20 protein-coding genes are annotated in these 21,527 nt (G+C 72.8%); 14 read left to right on the top strand and 6 right to left on the bottom strand.

What is annotated here, in order from left to right:
* Positions 1–23: 23 nt before the first annotated feature.
* Positions 24–1,637: a S1C family serine protease gene (locus ACIP98_RS16275; protein ID WP_401976393.1), complete on the bottom strand. Its 1,614-nt coding sequence runs from the start codon at positions 1,635–1,637 to the stop codon at positions 24–26.
* Positions 1,638–1,806: 169 nt separating this feature from the next.
* Between ACIP98_RS16275 and ACIP98_RS16270 the strand changes: the two genes are divergently transcribed.
* The 3 genes from ACIP98_RS16270 to ACIP98_RS16260 all read left to right on the top strand — a co-directional run bounded on the left by ACIP98_RS16270 (position 1,807) and on the right by ACIP98_RS16260 (position 4,432).
* A complete protein-coding gene (locus ACIP98_RS16270; protein WP_319663435.1) occupies positions 1,807–2,616 on the top strand; it encodes a glycerophosphodiester phosphodiesterase in 810 nt (269 codons plus the stop codon).
* Between the two features lie 182 nt (positions 2,617–2,798).
* Positions 2,799–3,323, top strand: coding sequence for an ATP-binding protein (locus tag ACIP98_RS16265; RefSeq protein ID WP_401976391.1), 525 nt, complete (start codon positions 2,799–2,801; stop codon positions 3,321–3,323).
* A 134-nt stretch (positions 3,324–3,457) separates the two neighbouring features.
* On the top strand, positions 3,458–4,432 hold the full coding sequence (locus tag ACIP98_RS16260) for a DUF5926 family protein (RefSeq protein ID WP_319663432.1): 975 nt from the start codon (positions 3,458–3,460) through the stop codon (positions 4,430–4,432).
* A 182-nt stretch (positions 4,433–4,614) separates the two neighbouring features.
* On the opposite strand, the gene ACIP98_RS16255 is transcribed toward ACIP98_RS16260, so the two are convergent.
* Positions 4,615–5,142, bottom strand: coding sequence for a hypothetical protein (locus tag ACIP98_RS16255; protein ID WP_319663431.1), 528 nt, complete (start codon positions 5,140–5,142; stop codon positions 4,615–4,617).
* A 116-nt stretch (positions 5,143–5,258) separates the two neighbouring features.
* On the bottom strand, positions 5,259–5,903 hold the full coding sequence (locus ACIP98_RS16250; protein ID WP_319663430.1) for a bifunctional DNA primase/polymerase: 645 nt from the start codon (positions 5,901–5,903) through the stop codon (positions 5,259–5,261).
* 577 nt (positions 5,904–6,480) lie between these two features.
* Between ACIP98_RS16250 and ACIP98_RS16245 the strand changes: the two genes are divergently transcribed.
* Together ACIP98_RS16245 and ACIP98_RS16240 are read left to right on the top strand one after the other, a co-directional pair.
* Positions 6,481–7,881 (top strand): PP2C family protein-serine/threonine phosphatase, encoded by a 1,401-nt coding sequence (locus ACIP98_RS16245; protein ID WP_401976388.1) that lies wholly within the window; start codon positions 6,481–6,483, stop codon positions 7,879–7,881.
* Between the two features lie 58 nt (positions 7,882–7,939).
* Complete coding sequence (locus ACIP98_RS16240) at positions 7,940–9,409, top strand: aminopeptidase P family protein (protein WP_401976578.1); 1,470 nt, start codon at positions 7,940–7,942, stop codon at positions 9,407–9,409.
* A gap of 114 nt (positions 9,410–9,523) precedes the next feature.
* On the opposite strand, the gene ACIP98_RS16235 is transcribed toward ACIP98_RS16240, so the two are convergent.
* Complete coding sequence (locus tag ACIP98_RS16235) at positions 9,524–9,970, bottom strand: ATP-binding protein (RefSeq protein WP_319663428.1); 447 nt, start codon at positions 9,968–9,970, stop codon at positions 9,524–9,526.
* A 200-nt stretch (positions 9,971–10,170) separates the two neighbouring features.
* On the opposite strand from ACIP98_RS16235, the gene ACIP98_RS16230 reads away from it, so the two are divergent.
* From ACIP98_RS16230 to ACIP98_RS16190, 9 genes are all read left to right on the top strand, one after another.
* On the top strand, positions 10,171–10,977 hold the full coding sequence (locus tag ACIP98_RS16230; protein ID WP_401976386.1) for a hypothetical protein: 807 nt from the start codon (positions 10,171–10,173) through the stop codon (positions 10,975–10,977).
* Between the two features lie 97 nt (positions 10,978–11,074).
* Entirely contained in the window at positions 11,075–11,839 is a 765-nt protein-coding gene (locus ACIP98_RS16225) for a YcnI family protein (protein WP_401976384.1), read from the top strand.
* Between the two features lie 77 nt (positions 11,840–11,916).
* Complete coding sequence (locus ACIP98_RS16220) at positions 11,917–12,582, top strand: SCO family protein (RefSeq protein WP_401976382.1); 666 nt, start codon at positions 11,917–11,919, stop codon at positions 12,580–12,582.
* Positions 12,579–13,034 (top strand): copper chaperone PCu(A)C, encoded by a 456-nt coding sequence (locus tag ACIP98_RS16215; RefSeq protein ID WP_319663424.1) that lies wholly within the window; start codon positions 12,579–12,581, stop codon positions 13,032–13,034. Before ACIP98_RS16220 ends, ACIP98_RS16215 begins: the two co-directional genes overlap by 4 nt.
* 10 nt (positions 13,035–13,044) lie before the next feature.
* Entirely contained in the window at positions 13,045–14,940 is a 1,896-nt protein-coding gene (locus ACIP98_RS16210) for a copper resistance CopC/CopD family protein (RefSeq protein ID WP_401976379.1), read from the top strand.
* Positions 14,937–16,175, top strand: a complete 1,239-nt coding sequence (gene efeB, locus ACIP98_RS16205) for an iron uptake transporter deferrochelatase/peroxidase subunit (RefSeq protein ID WP_401976376.1) — start codon at positions 14,937–14,939, stop codon at positions 16,173–16,175. The genes ACIP98_RS16210 and efeB overlap by 4 nt, the downstream gene beginning before the upstream one ends.
* A gap of 141 nt (positions 16,176–16,316) precedes the next feature.
* Positions 16,317–17,246 (top strand): prephenate dehydratase, encoded by a 930-nt coding sequence (gene pheA, locus ACIP98_RS16200; protein ID WP_401976374.1) that lies wholly within the window; start codon positions 16,317–16,319, stop codon positions 17,244–17,246.
* Positions 17,247–17,833: 587 nt separating this feature from the next.
* Positions 17,834–19,111 carry a serine--tRNA ligase gene (serS, locus tag ACIP98_RS16195; protein ID WP_319663420.1) on the top strand — a complete coding sequence of 426 codons (1,278 nt, stop codon included), beginning with the start codon at positions 17,834–17,836 and terminating at the stop codon, positions 19,109–19,111.
* Positions 19,108–19,929, top strand: coding sequence for an HAD family hydrolase (locus ACIP98_RS16190; RefSeq protein ID WP_401976372.1), 822 nt, complete (start codon positions 19,108–19,110; stop codon positions 19,927–19,929). Before serS ends, ACIP98_RS16190 begins: the two co-directional genes overlap by 4 nt.
* Here ACIP98_RS16190 and ACIP98_RS16185 read toward each other — a convergent pair.
* Both ACIP98_RS16185 and ACIP98_RS16180 read right to left on the bottom strand, forming a co-directional pair.
* On the bottom strand, positions 19,865–20,587 hold the full coding sequence (locus ACIP98_RS16185; protein ID WP_401976371.1) for a rhomboid-like protein: 723 nt from the start codon (positions 20,585–20,587) through the stop codon (positions 19,865–19,867). The genes ACIP98_RS16190 and ACIP98_RS16185 overlap by 65 nt on opposite strands.
* 43 nt (positions 20,588–20,630) lie before the next feature.
* Positions 20,631–21,239 carry a YceI family protein gene (locus tag ACIP98_RS16180; RefSeq protein ID WP_401976369.1) on the bottom strand — a complete coding sequence of 203 codons (609 nt, stop codon included), beginning with the start codon at positions 21,237–21,239 and terminating at the stop codon, positions 20,631–20,633.
* Between the last annotated feature and the right edge of the window lie 288 nt (positions 21,240–21,527).

The following is a 21,527-nucleotide window of genomic DNA, read 5'->3' as shown; positions in this document are numbered from 1 at the left end:
CGGGGACAGCCTAACGGGTCGGGTCAGCTGGCGCTGTCGCCCTTGCGTTCGCCGAGGGTCAGGGTGGCGGTGCGGGTCTGTCCGTCACGGGTGTACGTGACGTCGACCTTCTCGCCCGGCTGGTGCTGCCAGATCTCGCCGATGAGGGTGGGCGAGGAGTCGACGACGGTGTCGTCGAACTTGGTGATGATGTCGCCGGAGCGCAGTCCGGCCTTCTCCGCGGGGCCGCCGGCGGTGACCGCGCTGGGGCCGGTGGCGATCTTGGCGCCCTCGCCGTTGTAGCTGGAGTCGACGCTGACGCCGATGACCGGGTAGATCGGCTGGCCGGTCTTGATCAGGTCCTGCGCGACGCGGCGCGCCTGGTCGATCGGGATCGCGAAGCCGAGGCCGACGCTGCCGGACTGGGAGGTGCCGTCGTTGCTGCCGGTCGACTGGATCGCGGAGTTGATGCCGATGACGGCGCCCTCGGAGTTGAGGAGGGGGCCGCCGGAGTTGCCGGGGTTGATCGAGGCATCGGTCTGTATGGCGCTCATGTAGGACGCGTTGGAGCCCTCGCCGTCGCTGGAGGCGATGGGGCGGTGCAGCGCGCTGACGATGCCGGTGGTGACGGTGCCGGAAAGGCCGAAGGGGGCGCCGATGGCGATGGTGGAGTCGCCGACGGCGACCTTGTCGGAGTCGCCGACCGCGAGCGGGGTGAGCTCGTCGGGGCTGACCCCCTTGAGCTTGATGACGGCGACGTCGTAGCCCTGGGCGCGGCCGACGACCTCGGCCTCGTACTTCTTGCCGTTGGAGAACGTGGCGGTGAGCTTGCCGCCGTCCGCCGCGGGGGCGACCACGTGGTTGTTGGTGAGGATGTGGCCTTCCTTGTCGTACACGAAGCCGGTGCCGGTGCCGCTCTCCTGGCTGCCGCTGGCCTCGATGGTGACGACGCTGGGAAGGGACTGCCTGGCGATGCCGGCGACGGAGTCGGCGGCCCGGCTGAGGTCCTTGGGGTTGCCCGCGGCGGAGATCGTGGTGGACCCGCTGCCGTCGTTGCGGTCGGCGGCCCAGAAGCCGATACCGCCGCCGATACCGCCGGCGACCAGCGCGGCGACCAGCACCGCGGCGATCAGCCCGCCGTTGCCGCGCTTGCGCGGCGCCGCGGGGGCCGGCACGGGGTCGCCCCAGACCGGGCCCGCGGGCCCGCCGGGGCCCGCGGGGGCCCCGAAGGGCTGGGTCGGCGGAACGGCGGGCGGCCCGGCCGGGTGCGCGGTGTACGGGCCCGCGTGCGGTGCCGCGTGGTGCGCGACGGCGTGCGGCGGAGCGGCGTGATGGGGGGCCGCGTGGTGCGGCGCGGCGTGGTGCGGGGCTGCGTGCGGCGGAGCCGGGGGCTGCACGGGCGGCTGCGCGGCAGCCGGGGGCGCGGACGCGGGCGTAGGCGCCGGCGTGGGCGCGGCGGCATCGGCCGGCGGCGCGTCGGCCGGCTGCGCCGAAGCGGCCGCGGGAGGACCGTCGGACGCCGCCGGGGGAACGGCGGGCGCCGCGGGCGCGGCCTGCGGCGGCGCCGGAGGTGCAGCGGGAGCGGCGGGCTCAGCGGCGACGGACGGCTGCGCCGGCTGCGTTGCCGGGACCGGACCGACCTCGTTCTCGGTGCTCACGGCTGTATCTCCTCCGGGATATGCGTTGTATGCCGTGCGTACGGTTGCGGTCACGGAGACGTACGACGGCCGACAGGATGGGGACAGCTTTTCCCACCGGTTGTCAGACCACCGTAAACAGTCGCGAGCGGCGTCCGTGGTACGACCGGGCGGATGGCACGATAGCCCGGTGACCCAAGACCGCGCGATCCAGGTCGTCGCCCACCGGGGTGCCTCCGAGGACGTCCCGGAGCACACGCTCGCCGCGTACCGGAAGGCGATCGAGGACGGCGCGGACGCCCTGGAGTGCGATGTGCGTCTCACCGCCGACGGCGTGCTGGTCTGCGTCCACGACCGCCGGGTGAACCGCACCTCCAACGGCCGGGGCGCCGTCTCGGCCATGGAGCTCGCCGACCTGCGGACGCTGGACTTCGGGTCGTGGAAGGGACAGCACACCGACGCCGAGGTGCCGGACCGCTTCGACGCCGACCCGGACGAGGCGAGCCGGGTGCTGACCCTGGAACGGCTGCTGGAGCTGATCGCCGACACCGGCCGCCGGGTGGAGCTGGCGGTGGAGACCAAGCACCCCACCCGCTGGGCGGGCCAGGTCGAGGACCGGCTGCTGGAACTGCTGGACCGTTTCGGCATGCTGCGGCCGCCGGCGGGCGAACCGCCGCAGGTGCGGGTGATGAGCTTCTCCTCGCGCTCACTGCGCCGGGTCCGGCTGACCGCGCCCCAGCTGCCGACCGCCTTCCTCATGCAGTACGTGCTGCCCCGGCATCGCGACGGCCGGCTGCCCGCGGGGGTGCGGATCGCCGGCCCGAGCATCCGCATCCTGCGGACGAACCCCGGGTACGTGGAGCGGCTGCACCGGGCCGGGCACAGCGTGCACGTGTGGACGGTCAACGAGCCGGAGGACGTCGAACTGTGCGCGCGGCTCGGCGTCGAGGCCGTCATCACCAATCGCCCCAAGCAGGTTCTGGCCCAACTCGGCCGCTAAGCAAGGGCGGTGGAGGACACCGTTCCACTCACGCCGCCCGGGGGCCCGGATCGCGGCGCGCCCCGGCGCGTTCGGTGTCCGTTCGATCGCTCTGTGTGCACCAAGAGATCGCTGTTGGCCGGTTTCCGGCATGAAACGAGAGGGCATCCATCCGGTGGCGTGGGGTGAAGGAGGTCTCGGGGGTGGCGTTGGTGGTGGCCCAGGAGGTGCCGACGTCCTCGACCATGGCCCTGCCGCATGGTCCGACGGGTGTCGCTGAGGCGCGGCGAAGGCTGCGCAAGGAACTGTGTGCGAACGAGGTTCCGGAGCCGGTCGTCGACGACGCGGTGCTGATCCTCTCCGAGTTGCTGAGCAACTCCTGCCGGCACGCGCGCCCGCTGGGCGAGGACGAAGCCTCGGCGGGCGGCGGCAGCGGGATCCGCGCCGCGTGGCGCATCGACGAGGACGGGCTGCTGACGGTCGAGGTGACCGACGGCGGCGGTCCGACCCGCCCGCTTCCGGCCAGTCCCTCGCTCACCGCACGCGGCGGCCGGGGGCTCGGCATCGTCCGCAGCCTGTCGCTGCGCTGGGGCGTGCGGGACGCCCCCGGCGAGGTCACGGTCTGGGCGATGCTCGCGGTGCGCAGCCGCCACGCGCGGCGCGACGACCTGGCGCCGCAGATCGACATCCCGATCGACTTCGCGGACCCCTTCGAGGACCTTCCCTGACGTCGGTCCGGCCCTGCCCCGGCCCCCGTCCGGGCGGCCCCGGGCCCCGCCCCGGTCGCGACCTCCCCTGACAGGAGGGCACGTGGCGCTAGGCTCACGGCCGGAACACCGCCGTTACCGGGAGAGATCGAGCCATGGCGAAGAAGCGCCCGACGAAGACGAAGGCCCCCGCCCGACCCGCGCAGCTCACCGACGGGGAGATCCCCGTCGTCGGGGCCCGGGAGCCCTGCCCGTGCGGTTCCGGGCGGCGCTACAAGGCGTGCCACGGACGTGAGGCGTCGCACGCGGTGGCCGAGTTGGTGCGGCGGCCGTTCGAGGGCCTGCCGGGCGAGTGCGACTGGGTGGCGCTGCGCGAGCTGGTGCCCGCGGCGACGGCGGAGCTGAAGCTGAAGGACGGGCTGCCCGAGGGCGTGCCCATGGTGACGCTGGCGACCGTACTGCCCATGGCCTGGCCGGGGTTGCGCCGGGACACCGGTCAGGTGCTGCTGGGCCTGCAGAACGAGACGGCCTCCGGGGACATCAGCCGCGACCTCGCCGAGACGCTGCTGCGCGCGCTGACGGCGGAGCCGGGCCACCCGGTGGACGGGAACCGGCCCGCACCGGTCGGACCGCGGCTGCAGGACGTGCTGGACCTGGACGCGCCGTTCGAGCCGGTGGTGCACACCGGGTTCGAGTTCTGGCTGGAGAACGCGGACGCCGCCACCGGCGAGGTCGCCGCCTCCCTGGAGCGGGCGAACGCGGCCGTGATCCCCACCGTGCGGCTGACCGGCGTGGACGCCGCGTACTGGTGCCGGACCCCGGAGAAGAACCACCTGCGCTGGGTCATGCCGCACCCGGAGGAGCGGCTGCTGGACGCGCTGTCGCGGCTGCACGCCGCCGGCGCCTCGTCGCTGGGCGAGGGCACGCGGCTGGTGGGCTCGTTCCGGGCGCACGGTCTGGTCGTCCCGGTGTGGGACCTGCCGGTGGACGTGACCGCGGAAGAGGTGGAGAAGCCGGCGGCGGCGTTCGGCGAGCGGCTGGCCGAGGTGCTGGAGCTGGACACCCCGCTGACCGCGGACGAGCGCCGGGCGCGCAGCGGCCTCACCAACCGGCAGATCACCCTGAGTTGACACTCAGTGACAGCAGTGTGACGGTGTGAAGATCGTCGTGGTGATCCTGGTCACAGCCACCCCCGTCCGGGGTGGAACAGGGGCTGGAACCCGCGCACCCGGATTTGCGTTCGGGCGAAGTCTTGTTACCGTTTGAACAGTCCGGTCGCTGGTGCATCCCCCGTCGCCAGCGACCGGACGTTTCATTGTGCGGACCCGCTGCGCAGCAGCGGACGTTCCGCGTTCTCCTCGGCGATCTCCGCCACCGCCGCATAGGGCTCGGCGCCCTCCGGCACCGGTACCGTCCGCTCGCGCGGGGTCTCGCAACTCCCGCTCCCCAGCGCCGCGTCGATGGCACAGCGTGCCTGCACGGCACGGCCGTCCGGCAGCAGGAGTGTCAGCACGCCGTCCAGCCGCCGGCCGGTGGTGTTGCTCCAGTACGTGCGCGCCCATGTGTCGCCCTCCCCGGCGACGGTGCAGGTCTGCGCCCGCAGCCCCCGCGGGGAGACGAACTCGGGACCGCAGGATGCGGTCTGGCGTTCGGATTCGGCCAGTTCGGGCCGGCCGCCCAGCAGTTCGGAGCCGCTTGACAGCAACCCGCCGTCGGTATCGGCGGACACCGGTTCGACGGGGACGAAGGACCCCGTGCCGGCGGCGGCCGGAACGACCAGCGCGGCCGCCACGACGACACAGACGAGGGCGGCCATCCGAAGGTTCGACGCGCGCATCATGCGCAGAACATAGCGGGAGAAAAGGGCGGTAACCCGGGGGCCACGGGCAGTTGACGGCCCCGTGGCCCCGCTCCTACCCGAAAGAGTGACGGCGAACGGCGCTTCGCACCCGGGGCTCAGTACGAGAGCCGGCTGCCGTCCGGCGCGGTGCGCCCCGCCTGCACCAGGGTGTCGACGATCACCCGCACGCTCGGCAGCCACGGCGCCCGCTCCCCCGGGTCCACGACCGGCCGCCGCTCCCAGCGCGCACCGCCGGCCCCGACGGGCGAGGGCGGCAGCACGGCGTAGCCGCCCTGGCCGTGGAAGCGCAGCGAGGTCGGCACCCATTCGTGCCGGTCGAGCAACTCCCCCAGTTCCTCCAGGGAGTACGGCTCCACCAGGACCACGACACGGGTCGGGGTGGCCACCACCGGCCCGACGCGCACCCCGCGCTTGGCGAGGACGCCGAGGGCCCGCGCCCCCGCGACGGCCGGCAGGCTGACCGCGCAGACGCACCCGCCGGTGGCGAGGACGACGGGCTGGTCCGGGTGGTGCGTCCACCACCAGCGCACCATCCGCGGATCACGGGTGGCCGCCAGGAGACCGGGGTCGTGCGGATGGGCACCGGGCACCGGGCAGTCGGGGCGCAGACAGGCGCAACCGCCGCGCCCGTCCGTCCCGGCTCCGGGCACCACGGGCCACTGCCACTGCTCGGCGCAGGTGAGCGCCGCGCGCAGCAGCTCGGGACTGCTCTTGCGTCGCTTTCCGAGGATCTCACGCATCCGCGCTCGTTCCTTTCCGTTGGCGCTCAGGGATCTGCCCATGACACAACGTAATCTGGAACACACCGCTTACGAGGCAGCGCATCACGTCTCGAGCCGAGCGTGGAACGTGGCGGGGGGTGGCGCACACATGGCGCTTGTTCGTCCAGGGTGTGCTGCGTACTGCGTTTCCGTGCTCCGTGTGCGGTCCCGCTGGCTGTGCAACACCCCGCCGTGGGGGGAGGGTCGGCCGTCGCCGTCTAGGACGCTCTGGCCGGGCGCCGGGTTCCTGAGGCCGCCAACTCCCATCCCGTACGTACCCACTGCTGTGGATATGACGCACTGTCGAACCCCCCCAGTCGACAACCAATTGTGGCACGCGGTGCCCTTTTTCAGCCATAGTCCCGCAACCCTTACGGCGCATCGACACCACCGCACCTACCTGGGCAATCCTGGACACACCCCTAAGGAGGCGGTAGAAGGTAATCCATTGATAGCGGCGCAGAACGACTTGGGGGTTTGCGATGCTATTGACACAAATGCGCTGCTCTGCGGAGCCGCCGCCGTATCGCGTCAAAGGCCGCGAAAGCCGGCGACCATGAGCACGGCGGGACTTCCGAAAGTGGCCGGAATCAACCCACCCATTCCGACGTCGGCGCACACTGCCGCTCCCGCGGTCGAACAGCAATCCCACCCGGACGCCCGGTCCGCACAGGGTGGGCCGGACGAAACGGACGGACCGGCCGGTCAACCGGGCACGGCACAGGACGGCTTGGCGTCGTGGGTCGACGACCTGACGACCCTGCACGAACTGTCCGAACGCCTCGCCCGCACCGCCTGCGTCGAGGACGCGCTGCGCGAAATGCTGCGCGCGGGCGGCGCCTTGACCGGCGCGCGGCGCGGGCTGGCCGCGGCCGGTCCGGCCGGCCACGGCGGCCCCGCCACCGTCACCGGGCTCGGGCTCTGCCCGGCGGAGCTCGGCGCGCTGGAGACGGTCCCGCTGCCCGCCTCGCCCGGCACGGTGCCGGCCGAGGAGATCCACCCCGACCTGTGCCACGAACCGGGCCTGGATCCGCGCCACCGCGAGGTCGCCGTGCGGCTGGGCCTGGGCGCCAGTTACGCGGTGCGGCTGGCCACGGAGAGCGCCGGCCGGCTCGGGTCGGCCGTGTGGTTCTACGACGAGCCCGCCGAGCCGGGCGAGCGGCTGCGCCATCTGATCGGCCTGTACGTCCGCCACGCCACCGAGCACCTGGCCCGGCTGGTCGAGCTGGACCACCTCCGCGCCACCGCGGCCGGCCTGCGCGCCCAGCTGCTGCCCACCCGCCTGCCCCGGATCCCCGGGGTCCGGCTGGCTGTGACGCACGTCGCGGCCCCCGGCGGCGGAGGGGACTGGTACGACGCCATGGCACTGCCGGAGGGCGCCCTCGGGCTGTCCGTCGGCGGGGTCACCGGGTCCGGTACGGGCACGGTCGGCGCCATGGGACGGCTGCGGGCGGCCCTGCGGGCGTACGCGGTGCTGGAGGGCGAGGACCCGGTCGCGGTGCTGTCCGACCTGGAGCTGCTGCTGCGGCTGACCGAGCCCGCGCGCTCGGCGACCGCGCTGTACGCCCACGTCGACCCGGCCACCGGCCGGATCGCGCTGTCCGGGGCCGGGCACTGCCCGCCGCTGGTCGTCGGCGAACGCCGGGTGGAGTTCGTGGAGACCTCGCTGTCGGCGCCGCTGGGCATGCTCAGCTGCTGGGAGGCGCCCGGCGCCGAGTTCCGGGCGCTGCCCGGCGAGACGCTGCTGCTCTACACCGACGGGCTGCTGCACCGCACCGGCGACGCCACCGACCGGGCCGTCACGCGACTGCACGCCGCCGCGGCGGGTGCCCCGCGCGCCGTCCGGGAGGACCCTGCCCTGCTCGCCGACCACGTGCTGCGCACGCTGCTGCCGGACGGCCGCGGCGCGCACGAGGACACCGAAGACCTCGTCCTGCTGGCCGCCCGCTTCGACTGACCCACTTACGATGGGTGGGTCTACAGCGAGGAGGCATGACGTGGCCGAGGACCGCGAACTGGGGGCACCTCCCAGCCGCCAGGCTGGGGGAGAAACCCCGGAAGGCGACGAGCCCATCAAGCAGCGGAAGAACGGCCTGTACCCGGCCGTCTCCGACGAGCTCACCGAAGTGATGAAGTCCGGCTGGGCCGACACGGAGCTGCGTGACCTGCAGCCTTTGGAGCAGGCCGCGTACGCCGCCAAGCGGCGCGCCGCCCTGTCCGCGCGCTTCCCCGGCGAGCGGCTGGTCGTCCCGGCCGGAAACCTGCGTACCCGCGCCAACGACACGGACTACCCCTTCCGCGCCGCCACCGAGTACGTGCACCTGACCGGTGACCAGACCCAGGACGCCGTCCTGGTCCTGGAGCCGAACGGTGATACCGGTCACGATGCGACCGCCTACCTCCTGCCCCGTTCCTCCCGGGAGAACGGCGAATTCTGGCTCGACGGCCAGGGCGAGCTGTGGACCGGCCGCCGGCACAGCCTGGCGGAGGCCGAGGTGCTGCTCGGGATGCCCTGCGCCGATGTGCGCAAGGCCGCCGACGTGCTGCGCGAGGCGACCGGCCCGGTCCGGGTCGTCCGCGGCTACGACGCCGGCGTCGAGGCCGCGCTGACCGACAAGGTCACCGCGGAGCGCGACGCCGAGCTGAAGGAGTTCCTGTCCGAGCTGCGGCTGGTCAAGGACGAGTGGGAGATCGGCGAGCTGCAGAAGGCCTGCGACTCCACCGCCCGCGGCTTCGAGGACGTCGTCCGGGTCCTGGACAAGGCGGAGGCGACGACCGAGCGCTACATCGAGGGAACGTTCTTCCTGCGCGCCCGCGTCGAAGGCAACGACATCGGCTACGGCTCCATCTGCGCCGCCGGCCCGCACGCCTGCACCCTGCACTGGGTCCGCAACGACGGCCCGGTGCGCTCCGGCGACCTGCTGCTGCTCGACGCCGGTGTGGAGACGCACTCCCTCTACACCGCCGACGTCACCCGCACGCTGCCGGTCGACGGCACGTACACCGGCATCCAGCGCAAGATCTACGACGCCGTGTACGAGGCCCAGGAGGCCGGCATCGCCGCCGTCCGCCCCGGCGCCGCCTACCGCGACTTCCACGACGCCGCCCAGCGCGTGCTGACGGAGAAGCTCGTCGAGTGGGGCCTGGTCGAAGGACCCGTGGAACGCGTCCTGGAACTCGGTCTGCAGCGCCGCTGGACCCTGCACGGCACCGGCCACATGCTCGGCCTCGACGTGCACGACTGCGCCGCGGCCCGCACCGAGACGTACGTCAACGGCACGCTGGAGCCCGGCATGGTCCTCACCGTCGAGCCGGGCCTGTACTTCCAGGCCGACGACCTGACGGTCCCCGAGGAGTACCGCGGCATCGGCGTGCGCATCGAGGACGACATCCTCGTCACCGCCGACGGCAACCGGAACCTCAGCGCGGGCCTGCCGCGCAGCTCCGGCGAGGTCGAGCGCTGGATGGCCGGCCTGCGGGGCTGAGCCGACGCGCGCGGGAGGTGCCCCCGTTCCGTCCCGACGGGACGGGGGGCCGCCCGCACCGGCGCAAGGACCGCGCGCGGGCGGGCGGTTGGCGCCGGGCGGGGACGGCCCGGGTCACGACACCCTGAGCAGGGCGTCGTCCCGCCATTTGAGGATCTTGTCGAAACTGACCACGGCCCCGTGACCGGGCCGGTTGTGGAAGTGGACATGGTCCACCAGCGCCTCGATCAGGAACAGCCCGCGTCCGTGCTCGGCGTGCTGGTCCTTCTTCGACAGCGGTCGTACGGCGTGGTGCGTGCGGCGCAGGTCCGGGGCGAAGCCCGGTCCGGAGTCGGCCACCTCGATGCGGCAGCGGTCGCCCTCGATACGGGCGGTCACCCGGTACTCGCCGTGACTCGCGTGCTCAACAGCGTTGGCACAGGCCTCGCTGAGGGCCACGGACAAGTCGTACGAGATGTCTGGGTCCACCCCGGCGGTCTCCATCGTCCCCAGCAGGAGCCGACGGGCGAGCGGAACGCTCGCAGCCTCGCGCCGCAAATGGAGGGACCACCAGATGCTCATGCTCAGCCTCCTGGCTGCGGCTCGACATACCGATACGTATTGCCCCGAAACACGGCCGGTAAGCGTGGTGTTGACGTGATGACGCCCATACGGCCGATGCCCGGCCCCGGCACATGGGTGTACGCGGGCGGCCGGAACCCATAGCACACACCGCCGGAATGCGAGACCCCCCGCACGCGAACGGGGGACACGGTGAGAAGATGACGCCCGTCATGGCCTCTCCTGTGCGCGCCGGCGCCGATCTGCGACTGCTGCGGGCCGCGGTGTTCACCGCGGTCTGTGTGGCGTTGTCCGCGGTCGCGCACTCCGTTGCCTCGGGCCACGCGGTGCCCGGCTGGTCGCTGGTGGCCGGCTGGGTGATGGTCTTCGCCGTGGTGGCGCCGCTCGCCGGACGGGAGCGCTCGCTCCCCGGGATCGCGGCGGGCCTGGCAGCCGGACAACTGGCCCTGCACGTGCTGTTCAACGCGGGCGGGGTGTGCGGACCGGACGGTGCCCCCCGGCCGGACGGGATCGTGCGGATCGCCGGGCGGCTGATCTGCGCCCACCAGGCCCTGCCGCTCGCCCCGGCGACGGCTCAGCAGATCGTGCGCCAGGCGGGCATCGACCCGCACACCCTGCCGCTCGGCGGCATGGGCCACATGAGCGGCATGGCCGGTATGACCGGCATGACGCACGCTCACACCGAGAGCACGATGCTGGCCTACAGCCTGCCGATGCTGCTCGGGCACCTGCTCGCCGCGCTCGCCGCGGGCTGGCTGCTGCGCCGCGGCGAGGCCGCGCTGTGGCGCATGGTCGCCCTGGGCATGCGCGGTCTCGCCGAACTCACCGGCGCCGCCCTGCGGCAGGCGGTCGCGCTGGTGCGCGCCCTGGTGGCGGGAGCGCTCACCGCGCCGTCCGTCACCGGTGGGCCGCGCCGCCGGACCGCCGCCTCCGGGCCGCCGCGCACCGCGGCGCTGCGGCACAGCCTCGCCCGGCGCGGGCCTCCGGTGCACGCCCTCGCGGCCTGAACGCGACCCGCTCCACGGATCCGAGGAGACGGAGTCGCGCGCCGCACGCGTGCCATCCGTCATCCCTCACCCCTTCACCCGTGGAGTGTCTGCACCCATGAACATCGCCATGCGCCGCGCCGTCGCCCTCGCCGGACTCAGCGGAGCGGCCGTCCTCGCCGCCGCCGTGCCCGCCTTCGCGCACGTCTCCGTGCAGCCGGGCACCGCCGCCAAGGGCAGCTACAGCACGGTGGCCTTCAAGGTCCCCAACGAGGAGGACAAGGCGTCGACCATCAAGGTCGAGGTCAACCTTCCGGCCGACCACCCGATCGCGTCGGTCTCCCTCCAGCCCGTCCCCGGCTGGACGGCTCAGGTCGTCAAGAACAAGCTCGCCAAGCCCATCACGAGCGACGACGGCAGCATCACCGAGGCCGTCACCAAGATCACCTGGACCGGAGGGAAGATCGCCCCGGGCGAGTTCCAGCAGTTCCCGGTCTCGTTCGGCCCGCTCCCCGAGGACGCCGACCAACTGGTCTTCAAGGCCGTCCAGACGTACGACAACAAGGACGTCGTGCGCTGGATCGAGGAGCAGCAGGAGGGCCAGGCCGAGCCGGAGCACCCGGCTCCCGTGCTGACGCTCTCCGACGACGCGGACGGCGGCCACGGCCACGGCGCCGCCTCCTCCCCCTCTCCCGTCGCCGACACCGAGGCCGGTGGTGACGGCAAGAGCGCCACCACCGAGAAGGCCGCGTCCGCCGACTCCAGTGACACCACCGCCCGGGTCCTGGGCGTGGTCGGCATCGTTGTCGGCGTGCTGGGCGTCGGCTTCGGCGTGCTCGCCGGCCGCCGCCGCGGCGCCGGTGGCGGCGCCCCCGCCGTCTGACGCAGCATCGCCGGGTGACCGCCGCCGTGCGCGGCGGCGGTCACCCGGCGTCGTACCGAACTTCCTGGGGAACCCTGATGCGTACCACCACCACCCGCGCGGTCGCCGCGGCGGCCGCCGCCGCGCTCGCCCTCGTCCTGACCGCCTGCGGCGGCTCGGACGGCTCGACGGACGCCGGCGCCGATGCCCCCCTGGTGTCCACCGACGCCACACAGAAGGCCTCGACCGTCCTCGACACGCCCTTCGACAAGCCGGACATGATCCTCACGGACACGCACGGCACGAAGTACGACCTGGTCAAGGAGACCGCGGGCAAGCCCACGCTGCTCTTCTTCGGCTACACCCACTGCCCCGATGTCTGCCCGACGACGATGAGCGACATCGCCATCGCCAAGTCCAAGCTGACCAAGGCCGAACAGGCCGCGCTCACCGTGGTCTTCGTCAGCACCGACCCCGAGCGTGACACCCCGTCGCGGCTCGGCGCCTGGCTGGACGCGATGGACGCCTCCTTCGTCGGCCTGACCGGCGACTTCGCCACGATCCAGGCGGGCGCCCGCTCCCTCGGCATCGCCGTGGACAAGCCCGTGAAGGAGAAGGACGGCAGCATCACCGTCACGCACGGCGCCGAGGTCGTGGCGTACTCGCCGAAGGACGACAAGGCGCACGTGCTCTACATGTCCGGCACCACCTCGCAGCAGTTCGCCGCCGACCTGCCGAAGATCATCCAAGGGCGGACGCCGTGAGGCGCGCGCTCCTGCCGGCGGCCGCGGCCCTACTCGCCCTTGGGCCGGGGCTCGGGGCCACGGCCTGCGACTCCTCACCGGACGGTCCCGAACTCCGGGTCAGCGGCGCCTACATACCGCAGCCCGCGCTCGCGGACATGGCGGCCGGGTACTTCACGGTGACCAACACCGGTGACCGCGACGCCCGGCTGACCTCGGTGACCAGCGACCTGGCGGGCGAGGTGACCCTGCACTCCACCGCCGGCAACGCCATGCGGCGGGTCACCTCGTTCACCGTGCCGGCCGGCGGGCGGCTGGTCCTCGGGCTCGGCGGCAACCACCTGATGCTGATGAAGCTCACGCACAAGCCCGTCGCCGGTGAGGAGGTGTCCGTGGAACTGCGCTTCGACGACGCCGACCCCATCGACGTACGGGTCCCGGTCAAGCCGGCGGGCTATCGCCCGGGGGACTGAGGAGGGCGCCATGAAGGAGCTGACGAAGGCCGGGCTGCGACTGCTGGCCGTACCACTGACCGTGCTCGGCCTGCTGCTCGGCGGCGCCGCGCCCGCCTCCGCGCACGCCGCGCTGGTGAGGACCGACCCCGCACAGGGCTCGGTGGTCGAGACCGCGCCGCAGCAGGTGCGGCTGACCTTCTCCGAGGGCGTACTGCTGGCGTCCGACGCCGTCCGCGTCCTCGGACCGGACGGACGGCGGGCCGACACCGGCGCCGCGAGCAACGGCGGCGAGGGGAACGACACGGCGGTCGTCGCGCTGCGGCCCGGACTGGGCAACGGCACGTACACCGTGGCCTGGAAGGCGGTCTCCGCCGACAGCCACCCGGTGGCGGGGGCCTTCGTCTTCTCCATCGGCGCGCCCTCGAAGACCACGGTCAGCCTGCCCACCCAGGAGGCGGGCGGCGGCCTGGTCGGAGCCCTGTACGACGTGGGGCGCTACGCCGCCTACCTCGGGTTCGCCCTGATGGCCGGCTCCGCCTTCTTCCTGGGCGTGTGCTGGCCGGCGGGCGCCCAGCAGCGCCCGCTGCGCCGGCTGGTCGCCGGCGGCTGGGCCACCATGGTCGCCGCGACGATAGCGCTGCTGCTGCTGCGCGCCCCGTACGCGGGCGGCGGCTCCATCGGCGACGTCCTCGACCTCGGCGGCGTGAGCGACGTGCTGGACACCCGGCCCGGAGCCGCGCTGCTGTCACGGCTGCTGCTGCTCGCGGCGTCGGCGGTCTTCATCGCCGTGCTCTTCGGCAGCTTCGCCAAGCGCGAGGACCCGGTGGAGCGCCAGGACCTCGCCTGGGGTCTGTCGATCGGCGGCACCGTCGTGGCCGTGGGCCTCGCCGCGACCTGGGCCATGGCCGAGCACGCCTCGGTCGGCATCCAGGCGTCGGTCGCCATGCCGGTCGACATCGTGCATCTGCTGGCCATGGCGGTCTGGCTGGGCGGCCTGGCCACGCTGCTCGTCGCGCTGTGGCGGGGGCTGCCGGTGGAGCGGTCGGCGGTGCGGCGGTTCTCCCGGATCGCCTTCTGGGCCGTGGCGGCCCTGGTCTCCACCGGTGTCTACCAGTCGTGGCGTCAGCTCGGGTCGTGGGACGCCCTGGTCTCCACCGGGTACGGGCAGCTGCTGCTGGTCAAGATCGGCCTGGTCGTGCTGCTGCTGGAGCTGGCCTGGCTCTCCCGGCGCTGGACGGGGCGGCTCGCGGAGAAGGCCAAGGCCGTGCAGCCCGTGCGCAGCGCGAAGAGCGCCAGGGCCGCGGCGGCCGTCGCCCAGCCGGTGGCCGCGGGGCGGGGCGGCGACCCGGCGGTCCGTACCGCGCAGCTGGCCCGGCAGGAGGCGGCGCTGGCCAAGGAGCGGGACCGCAAGGCGCGCGACGCCGACCCGGAGCGCGCGGGCCTGCGCAGGTCCGTGCTGGCCGAGGCCGCGGTCGCGGTCGTGATCCTGGGCGTCACCACCCTGCTCACCGGTACGCAGCCGGGCCGGGCGGCCGAGGAGAGCGCGGCGGCGGGCGCGACCGCCCCGGTCACCTCGGTCCCGGAACCCCTTGACGTGCGGATCCCGTTCGACACCGGCGGCCCGAACGGCAAGGGCGAGGCCGAGGTGACGCTCGACCCCGGCAGCACCGCCGAGAACGAGCTGCACCTGCTGATCACCGCCCCCGACGGCCAGGCCCGCGACGTGCCCGAGGTGAAGGTCTCCTTCACGCTGAAGGCCCAGAAGATCGGCCCGATCCCGGTCACCCTGGGCAAGATCGACACCGGCCACTGGAGCGCGGAGAACGTGCAGATCCCGATCCCCGGGCAGTGGACGCTCTCGGTCACCGTACGGACCTCGGACATCGACCAGGTCACCCGCACCAGGACAGTGAAGATCAGTTGACGAACGACCCGATCCACCGGCACATCTCGCGGCGCCGCCTGCTCGGCACCGCCGGCGCGGCCGGCGCCGCGGGACTGGCCGTGGGCGGCGGATCCGCCGTCGCGGCGAACGCGGCCCGCGACGAACCGGCCGCGCTCGCCTCGGTGGGCGCGGCACGCCTGCCCTTCCACGGCGTGCACCAGGCCGGCATCGTCACCGCCCCCCAGGCCCACGGCCACCTGGTCGCCTTCGACCTGGCCGCGGGCGCCGGACGTGGGGGCGCGGCCGCTCTGCTGCGCCGCTGGTCGGCGGCGGCCGAGGCGATGACCGCGGGCCGGGCGCCCGCCGGGGACGACCAGATCGCCCTGGACGCCGGGCCGTCCTCGCTGACCGTCACCTTCGGCTTCGGCCGCTCCTTCTTCGCACGGACGGGGCTTCGGGCGCGGATGCCCGAGGCGCTCGGCCCGCTGCCCGCCTTCTCCGCCGACGCGCTCGACCCGCGGCGCGGCGAGGGCGACCTGTGGATCCAGATCGGGGCGGACGACCCGCTGGTCGCCTTCCACGCCCTGCGCGTGCTGCAGAAGCAGGCGGCGGGAACGGCGGCGCCGCGCTGGCAGATGAACGGCTTCAACCGTGCCCCCGGGGCCACCGCCGTTCCCCGCACCACCCGCAATCTGATGGGCCAGATCGACGGCACCAACAACCCCAAGCCGTCCGACCCCGACTTCGGGCAGCGGGTCTTCGTGCCCTCCTCCGGCGAGCCGGAGTGGATGGCCGGGGGCTCGTACGCGGTGGTGCGGCGCATCCGGATGCTGCTGGACACCTGGGACCACCTCTCCGTGGAGCGCCAGGAGCGGGTCATCGGCCGCCGCAAGTCCGACGGCGCGCCGCTGTCCGGCGGCACGGAGACCACCAAGCCCGATCTGAACAGGATCGAGGCGGACGGCCGGACCTTCGCCATCGCCGCCGACGCCCACGTCCGCGTGGCCGCGCCGGAGTCGAACGGCGGCGCCGCGATGCTGCGGCGCGGCTTCTCGTACCACGACGGCTTCCGCGACGACGGGGCCCCGGACGCCGGACTGCTCTTCGTGGCCTGGCAGGCCGATCCGCTGACGGGCTTCGTCCCCGTGCAGCGCAAGCTCGACCGGGGCGACGGGCTCTCCCGCTTCCTGCGGCACGAGGCGAGCGGGCTGTTCGCGGTGCCGGGCGGGGCGGCGCCCGGCGAATACGTCGGGCAGCGACTGCTGGAGGCGTAGCGCACCGCGCGTCGGCGGCGCCACGGGTCGCCGCCGGGTCCTGTCGTCACATGGGCGCCTGCCGCCCGGAGGGCGGAACCCGCGGTTCCCCCAGCGGTAGCCGGGGGCGGGAAGGTGAGGACCGGGCCTAGGCTGACCTTCATGTCGCCGGCGAGCCGCTACACCTATCTGGGTCCTGAGGGCACGTTCACCGAAGCCGCGCTGCGCACACTCCCGGAGGCGGCCACCCGGGAGCTGGTGCCGGCGGTGTCGGTCCAGGCCGCGCTCGACGCGGTACGCACCGGGGAGGCCGCGGCCGCGCTCGTGCCGATCGAGAACTCGATGGAGGGCGGCATCACCGCCACCCTCGACGAACTGGCGGCCGGGACCCCGCTGATGATCTACCACGAGGTCCTGCTGCCCATCGCGTTCGCGCTGCTGACGCGGCCGGGCACGGGGCTGGCGGACGTCAAGACCGTGACCGGGCACCCGGCGGCGCAGGTGCAGGTGCGCCGCTGGCTGGCGGAGCACCTGCCGGACGCGCAGTGGGAATCGGCCGCCTCCAACGCGGACGGCGCGCGGCTGGTCGCGGAGGGCCGGCACGACGCGGCGTTCGCGGGCGAGTTCGCGGGCCCGACGTACGGACTGGACGCGCTGGCCACCGGGATCCACGACGCGGTGAACGCCGAGACCCGCTTCGTGCTGGTCGGCCGACCGGCCCGGCCGGTCGCGCCGACCGGGGCCGACAAGACCTCCGCCGTCTTCTGGCTGGGCGACGACCATCCGGGTGCGCTGCTGGAACTGCTCCAGGAGTACGCGGTGCGCGGGGTCAACCTGATCCGCATCGAGTCCCGCCCGACGGGCGAGGGCATCGGCCGGTACTGCTTCTCCGTGGACTGCGAGGGGCACATCACCGACCGCCGCGTCGGCGAGGCGCTGATGGGGCTGAAGCGGATCTGCCCGCAGGTGCGCTTCCTCGGCTCGTACCCGCGTGCGGACCGGGTCGCGGCGCAGCAGCGCAAGGGGACCACGGACGAGGAGTTCATCGCGGCCGCGGACTGGCTGGGGAGGGCTCTGGACGGACGGGCCTGACCCTGCGCTCCGCACGTCCCGAGGGGTCCGCCGGTGAACAACCGGTGGGCCCCTCGGTTGTCCACCGCGTTATCCACAGGCCTTGGGAGCAAGCTGGGGATAAGTCGACAGAGCAGGGATGACGAGTAGGGATCAGATCGACAAATCGTCACAGGAGCGCCATCCCACCGCACAGACCCTCAGGTCGGCATTCGTCACCCCAATACCTTCGAACAACTCGATAGGGGGAAGAATTCTCACTCGAAAGGGAGTGTGAGTCGGGTTTGACCGGGGAATCCATGGGCCCACGACCGGCTGACGGAATGATCTGCTCCGCCTTCCACAGTCCATCCACACCCGCTGTGGACAAGGTGGTGGAATACCCGACCCCCTGTGGATAACCCGTCCTGCCGGACCTGGCCCAACTGCCGTTGTCCACAGGCCACATGCCCTCGGGGGAGGGACGTTCGGAATTCGGTTGACGGTCACCTCGACGTCATTTCCGGCCGCCCCGCATTTCCCGGGTCCGTTCTTTGAAATCGGACATAACGCTACATAAAGCACTTAACTTGTCGCGTCCGGGCCCGTTCCACCGGTAGCCTGTCCCCGTGATTGACCTTCGCCTGCTTCGTGAGGACCCCGACCGTGTGCGCGCCTCCCAGCGCGCCCGTGGAGAGGACGTCGGCATCGTCGACGCCCTGCTCTCCGCCGACGAGCGGCGCAGGTCGTCCAGTACCCGCTTCGACGAGCTGCGCGCCGAGCAGAGGGCGCTGGGCAAGCTCATCCCCAAGGCCCAGGGGGACGAGCGGGCCGAGCTCCTGGGGCGGGCCGAGCAGCTGAAGGCCGCGGTCAAGGCCGCCGACGCCGAGCAGCACGAGGCCGCCGAGGAGGCGCAGCGCCTGCTGCTCCAGCTGGGCAACATCGTCCACCCCGACGCCCCCGTCGGCGGCGAGGAGGACTTCGTCGTCAAGGAGGTGCTCGGCACCCCGCGCGACTTCACCGCCGAGGGCTTCGAGCCCAAGGACCACATCGACCTCGGCGAACTGCTCGGCGCCATCGACGTCGACCGCGGCGCCAAGGTGTCCGGCTCGCGCTTCTACTACCTGACCGGCGTGGGCGCCCTGCTGGAGCTGGCCCTGGTCAACGCGGCCATCGCGCAGGCCACCGCGGCCGGCTTCACCCCCGTCCTGACCCCGACGCTGGTCAAGCCCGAGGCCATGGCCGGCACCGGCTACCTCGGGCAGGTCGAGGACGACGTCTACTACCTGGAGAAGGACGGCCTGTACCTGGTCGGCACCTCCGAGGTCCCGCTCGCCGCGTACCACATGGACGAGATCATCGACGGCGCGAAGCTGCCGCTGCGCTACGCCGGCTTCTCGCCCTGCTACCGGCGCGAGGCCGGCTCGTACGGCAAGGACACCCGCGGCATCATCCGGGTGCACCAGTTCGACAAGGTGGAGATGTTCGTCTTCACCCGCCCCGAGGACGCCGAGGCCGAGCACGAGCGCCTGCTGGAGTGGGAGAAGCAGTGGCTGACCTCGCTGGAGCTGCCGTTCCGGGTGATCGAGCTGGCCTCGGGTGACCTCGGCTCCTCGGCGGCGCGGAAGTTCGACTGCGAGGCGTGGATCCCCACCCAGGGCAAGTACCGCGAGCTGACCTCGACCTCGAACACCACGGAGTTCCAGGCCCGCCGGCTGTCCATCCGGATGCGGGACGAGAACGGCACGCGCGCGCTGGCCACCCTCAACGGCACCCTCTGCGCCATCCCGCGCACGATCGTCGCCCTCCTGGAGAACCACCAGCAGGCCGACGGCTCGATCCGGGTCCCCGAGGTGCTCCGCCCGTACCTGGGCGGCCGTGAGGTGCTGGAGCCGGTCGCCAAGTGACTGCCGAGCTCCCGCACCTGCCCTACCGCCTCGTGGCCACCGATCTCGACGGCACGCTGCTCGGCCCCGACCACACCGTCTCCGAGCGCTCCCGCCGGGCGCTCGCCGCGGCCACCGAGGCGGGCGCCGCGCACATCGTCGTCACCGGGCGCCCGGTCGCCCGCACCCGGCACGTGCTGGAGTCGCTGGGCTACCAGGGCCTCGCGGTCTGCATGCAGGGCGCGCAGGTGTACCACGCCGGCGAGCAGCGGCTGCTGACCTCGGTCACGCTGGACCGGCAGACGGCGCGGCTGGCGCTGGAGAAGATCGAGGCGACGACCGGCCGGCTGGCCGTCGCGGCCGCCCTCGACGGCATGGACGGCGACATCGTCCTCGGCCCCGGCTACCGGCTCTTCGAGTCGGAACTGCCGGTGGGCCAGGTCGAGGTGCTGGACGAGCTGTGGACGACGCCGATCAGCAAGCTCTACATCCAGCACCCGCGGCTGAGCGACGACGAGCTCGCCGAGGCGGCGACGGCCGCCGCCGGCGGCCTGGTCGGGGTCGTGATGTCCGGGGCCGGCATCGTCGAACTGCTGCCGCTGGGACTGTCCAAGGCCAGGGGCCTGTCGCTGGCCGCCCGCCGGCTGGGGCTGACCGCCGCGGACACCATCGCCTTCGGGGACATGCCCAACGACCTGCCGATGATCGACTGGGCCGGGTACGGCGTCGCCATGGGCAACGCCCACGAGTCGCTGAAGTCCGCCGCCGACGAGGTCACGGCCTCCAACGCCGAGGACGGTATCGCGGTGGTGCTGGAGCGGCTGTTCCCCGCGGTGTGAGCCCGCGGCAGGCCAGTCCGATCAGCAGGGCGGTGACGTGCCCGAGGTCGGTGTACGTCCGTCCGGACTGCAGCAGCGGGTACGCGAGGAATCCCACGGCGGCGGCGAGGTACGCCCATCGCCACGGGGGGCGCAGGAAGTACGTGAGCACGCCCGCCACCCCGGCGAGGCCGTAGCTCACGCCGATGTCGACCGTGTGCGCCAGTGACGGCGACAGCCGGTCGGCGTGGATGCCCAGGAAGACGGCCTGCTGGCTGATGAGCGTCGCGCCGACGTGGGCCACGGCGGCCACCGCGAGCCAGCGGCGGGTGCCGAGCCGGCGCTCGGCGGGGGCGTGCACCGTCTCGTAGAGCACGAAGTACAGCAGGAAGGCCGGCGGGGACTCGATCCACAGGGCGCTGACGATCAGCACGCGGACCGGGTGGCTGCCCAGCTCCTCCAGGTTGGTGCTGTTGTGGTGCAGCAGGAAGGCACGGATGTGCGGCGAGACGGCCGCGAGGATTCCACTGGTCACCGCGAGGACGGCCAGCCAGGTGTGGGTGCCGGGAGTGGACCGCACCCACGCGCGGGCCTCGGAGAACAGCAGGCGCGCCGCGTCGCCCGGAGCGACGCGGCGTCGCCTGCCACCGGCGTCGTGCGCCGGTTCGTTCGATGCCATCCCCACCATCTTGCGACAGGGACGGCCGAGGCACTCAGCCGGTTCAGGCCGCCTTGATCGCCGAGACGTCGAAGGTGAGCTTGACCTTGTCGCTGATCAGGACGCCGCCGCCCTCGAGGGCCGCGTTGTAGGTCAGGCCCCAGTCACCGCGGTTGACGGTGGTCGAGCCCTCGAAGCCGACGCGCAGGTTGCCGTACGGGTCGGTGGCCGAGCCGTTGAAGGTGAAGTCGATGGAGACCGGCTTGGTGGTGTCCTTGATGGTGAGGTCACCGTGCATGCGGTAGGTCTCGGCGTCGACCTGCTCGGCGGAGCTGCTCCGGAAGGTGATCTCCGGGTACGTGGCGGCGTCGAAGAAGTCGCCGGTGCGCAGGTGCTCGTCGCGCTGGGCCTGGTTGGTGTCGATGCTGACAACCTTGATCTTCAGCTCGGCGGAGGAGTTGGCCGGCTTGGTACCGTCGAGCTTCAGCGAGCCCTCGTACTCGGTGAACTGGCCTCGCACGGTGGTGACCATGGCGTGGCGGACGGAGAACCCGATCTCGCTGTGCGTCGGGTCGATCGTGTACTCGCCGGTCAGGTTCGCCAGGTCGGCGGTGGCCACGGCGTCGGGGGTGCCCGCGGTCTCGGCGTCGGTCTTGCGGCTGAACAGGCCCATGGTGGGTTACTCCTCGTCGGGGGGTTGGTTTACGTTTCAACCTCTTGCACCGTAACGGCATTCCCTTGAAACTTCAAGGAGGAACGTGACGGAGCCCACTTTCGAGGGAACGGAAGGAACCGCCTCCGACGCCGGCGACGGGTGGCGAGGCGCAGGTCGATGCGCTCGGCGAGCTCCGGGCGGAAGAGGGCGATGAGCAACCCCAGTGCGACCAGGAACACACCGACGGCGCAGAGCAGCGGAGTCTCGGACGTCACTCAGCACATCAGACAATCCGATGCGCGACGA

The organism is Streptomyces sp. NPDC088354, assembly GCF_044753585.1.
In the GTDB taxonomy this organism is placed as follows: Bacteria; Actinomycetota; Actinomycetes; order Streptomycetales; family Streptomycetaceae; genus Actinacidiphila.
Note: the sequence above shows the minus strand (reverse complement) of the source record. Positions and strands in the feature narration are given on the sequence as shown.

Coding starts and splice junctions, on each gene's coding strand:
- ACIP98_RS16260 (WP_319663432.1), top strand. CDS start 3,458: ATGGCGAAGAAGCGCCCGACGAAGACGAAGGCCCCCGCCCGACCCGCG.
- ACIP98_RS16255 (WP_319663431.1), bottom strand. CDS start 5,142: ATGATGCGCGCGTCGAACCTTCGGATGGCCGCCCTCGTCTGTGTCGTC.
- ACIP98_RS16250 (WP_319663430.1), bottom strand. CDS start 5,903: ATGCGTGAGATCCTCGGAAAGCGACGCAAGAGCAGTCCCGAGCTGCTG.
- ACIP98_RS16245 (WP_401976388.1), top strand. CDS start 6,481: ATGAGCACGGCGGGACTTCCGAAAGTGGCCGGAATCAACCCACCCATT.
- ACIP98_RS16235 (WP_319663428.1), bottom strand. CDS start 9,970: ATGAGCATCTGGTGGTCCCTCCATTTGCGGCGCGAGGCTGCGAGCGTT.
- ACIP98_RS16230 (WP_401976386.1), top strand. CDS start 10,171: ATGACGCCCGTCATGGCCTCTCCTGTGCGCGCCGGCGCCGATCTGCGA.
- ACIP98_RS16225 (WP_401976384.1), top strand. CDS start 11,075: ATGAACATCGCCATGCGCCGCGCCGTCGCCCTCGCCGGACTCAGCGGA.
- ACIP98_RS16220 (WP_401976382.1), top strand. CDS start 11,917: ATGCGTACCACCACCACCCGCGCGGTCGCCGCGGCGGCCGCCGCCGCG.
- ACIP98_RS16210 (WP_401976379.1), top strand. CDS start 13,045: ATGAAGGAGCTGACGAAGGCCGGGCTGCGACTGCTGGCCGTACCACTG.
- pheA (WP_401976374.1), top strand. CDS start 16,317: ATGTCGCCGGCGAGCCGCTACACCTATCTGGGTCCTGAGGGCACGTTC.
- ACIP98_RS16185 (WP_401976371.1), bottom strand. CDS start 20,587: ATGGCATCGAACGAACCGGCGCACGACGCCGGTGGCAGGCGACGCCGC.
- ACIP98_RS16180 (WP_401976369.1), bottom strand. CDS start 21,239: ATGGGCCTGTTCAGCCGCAAGACCGACGCCGAGACCGCGGGCACCCCC.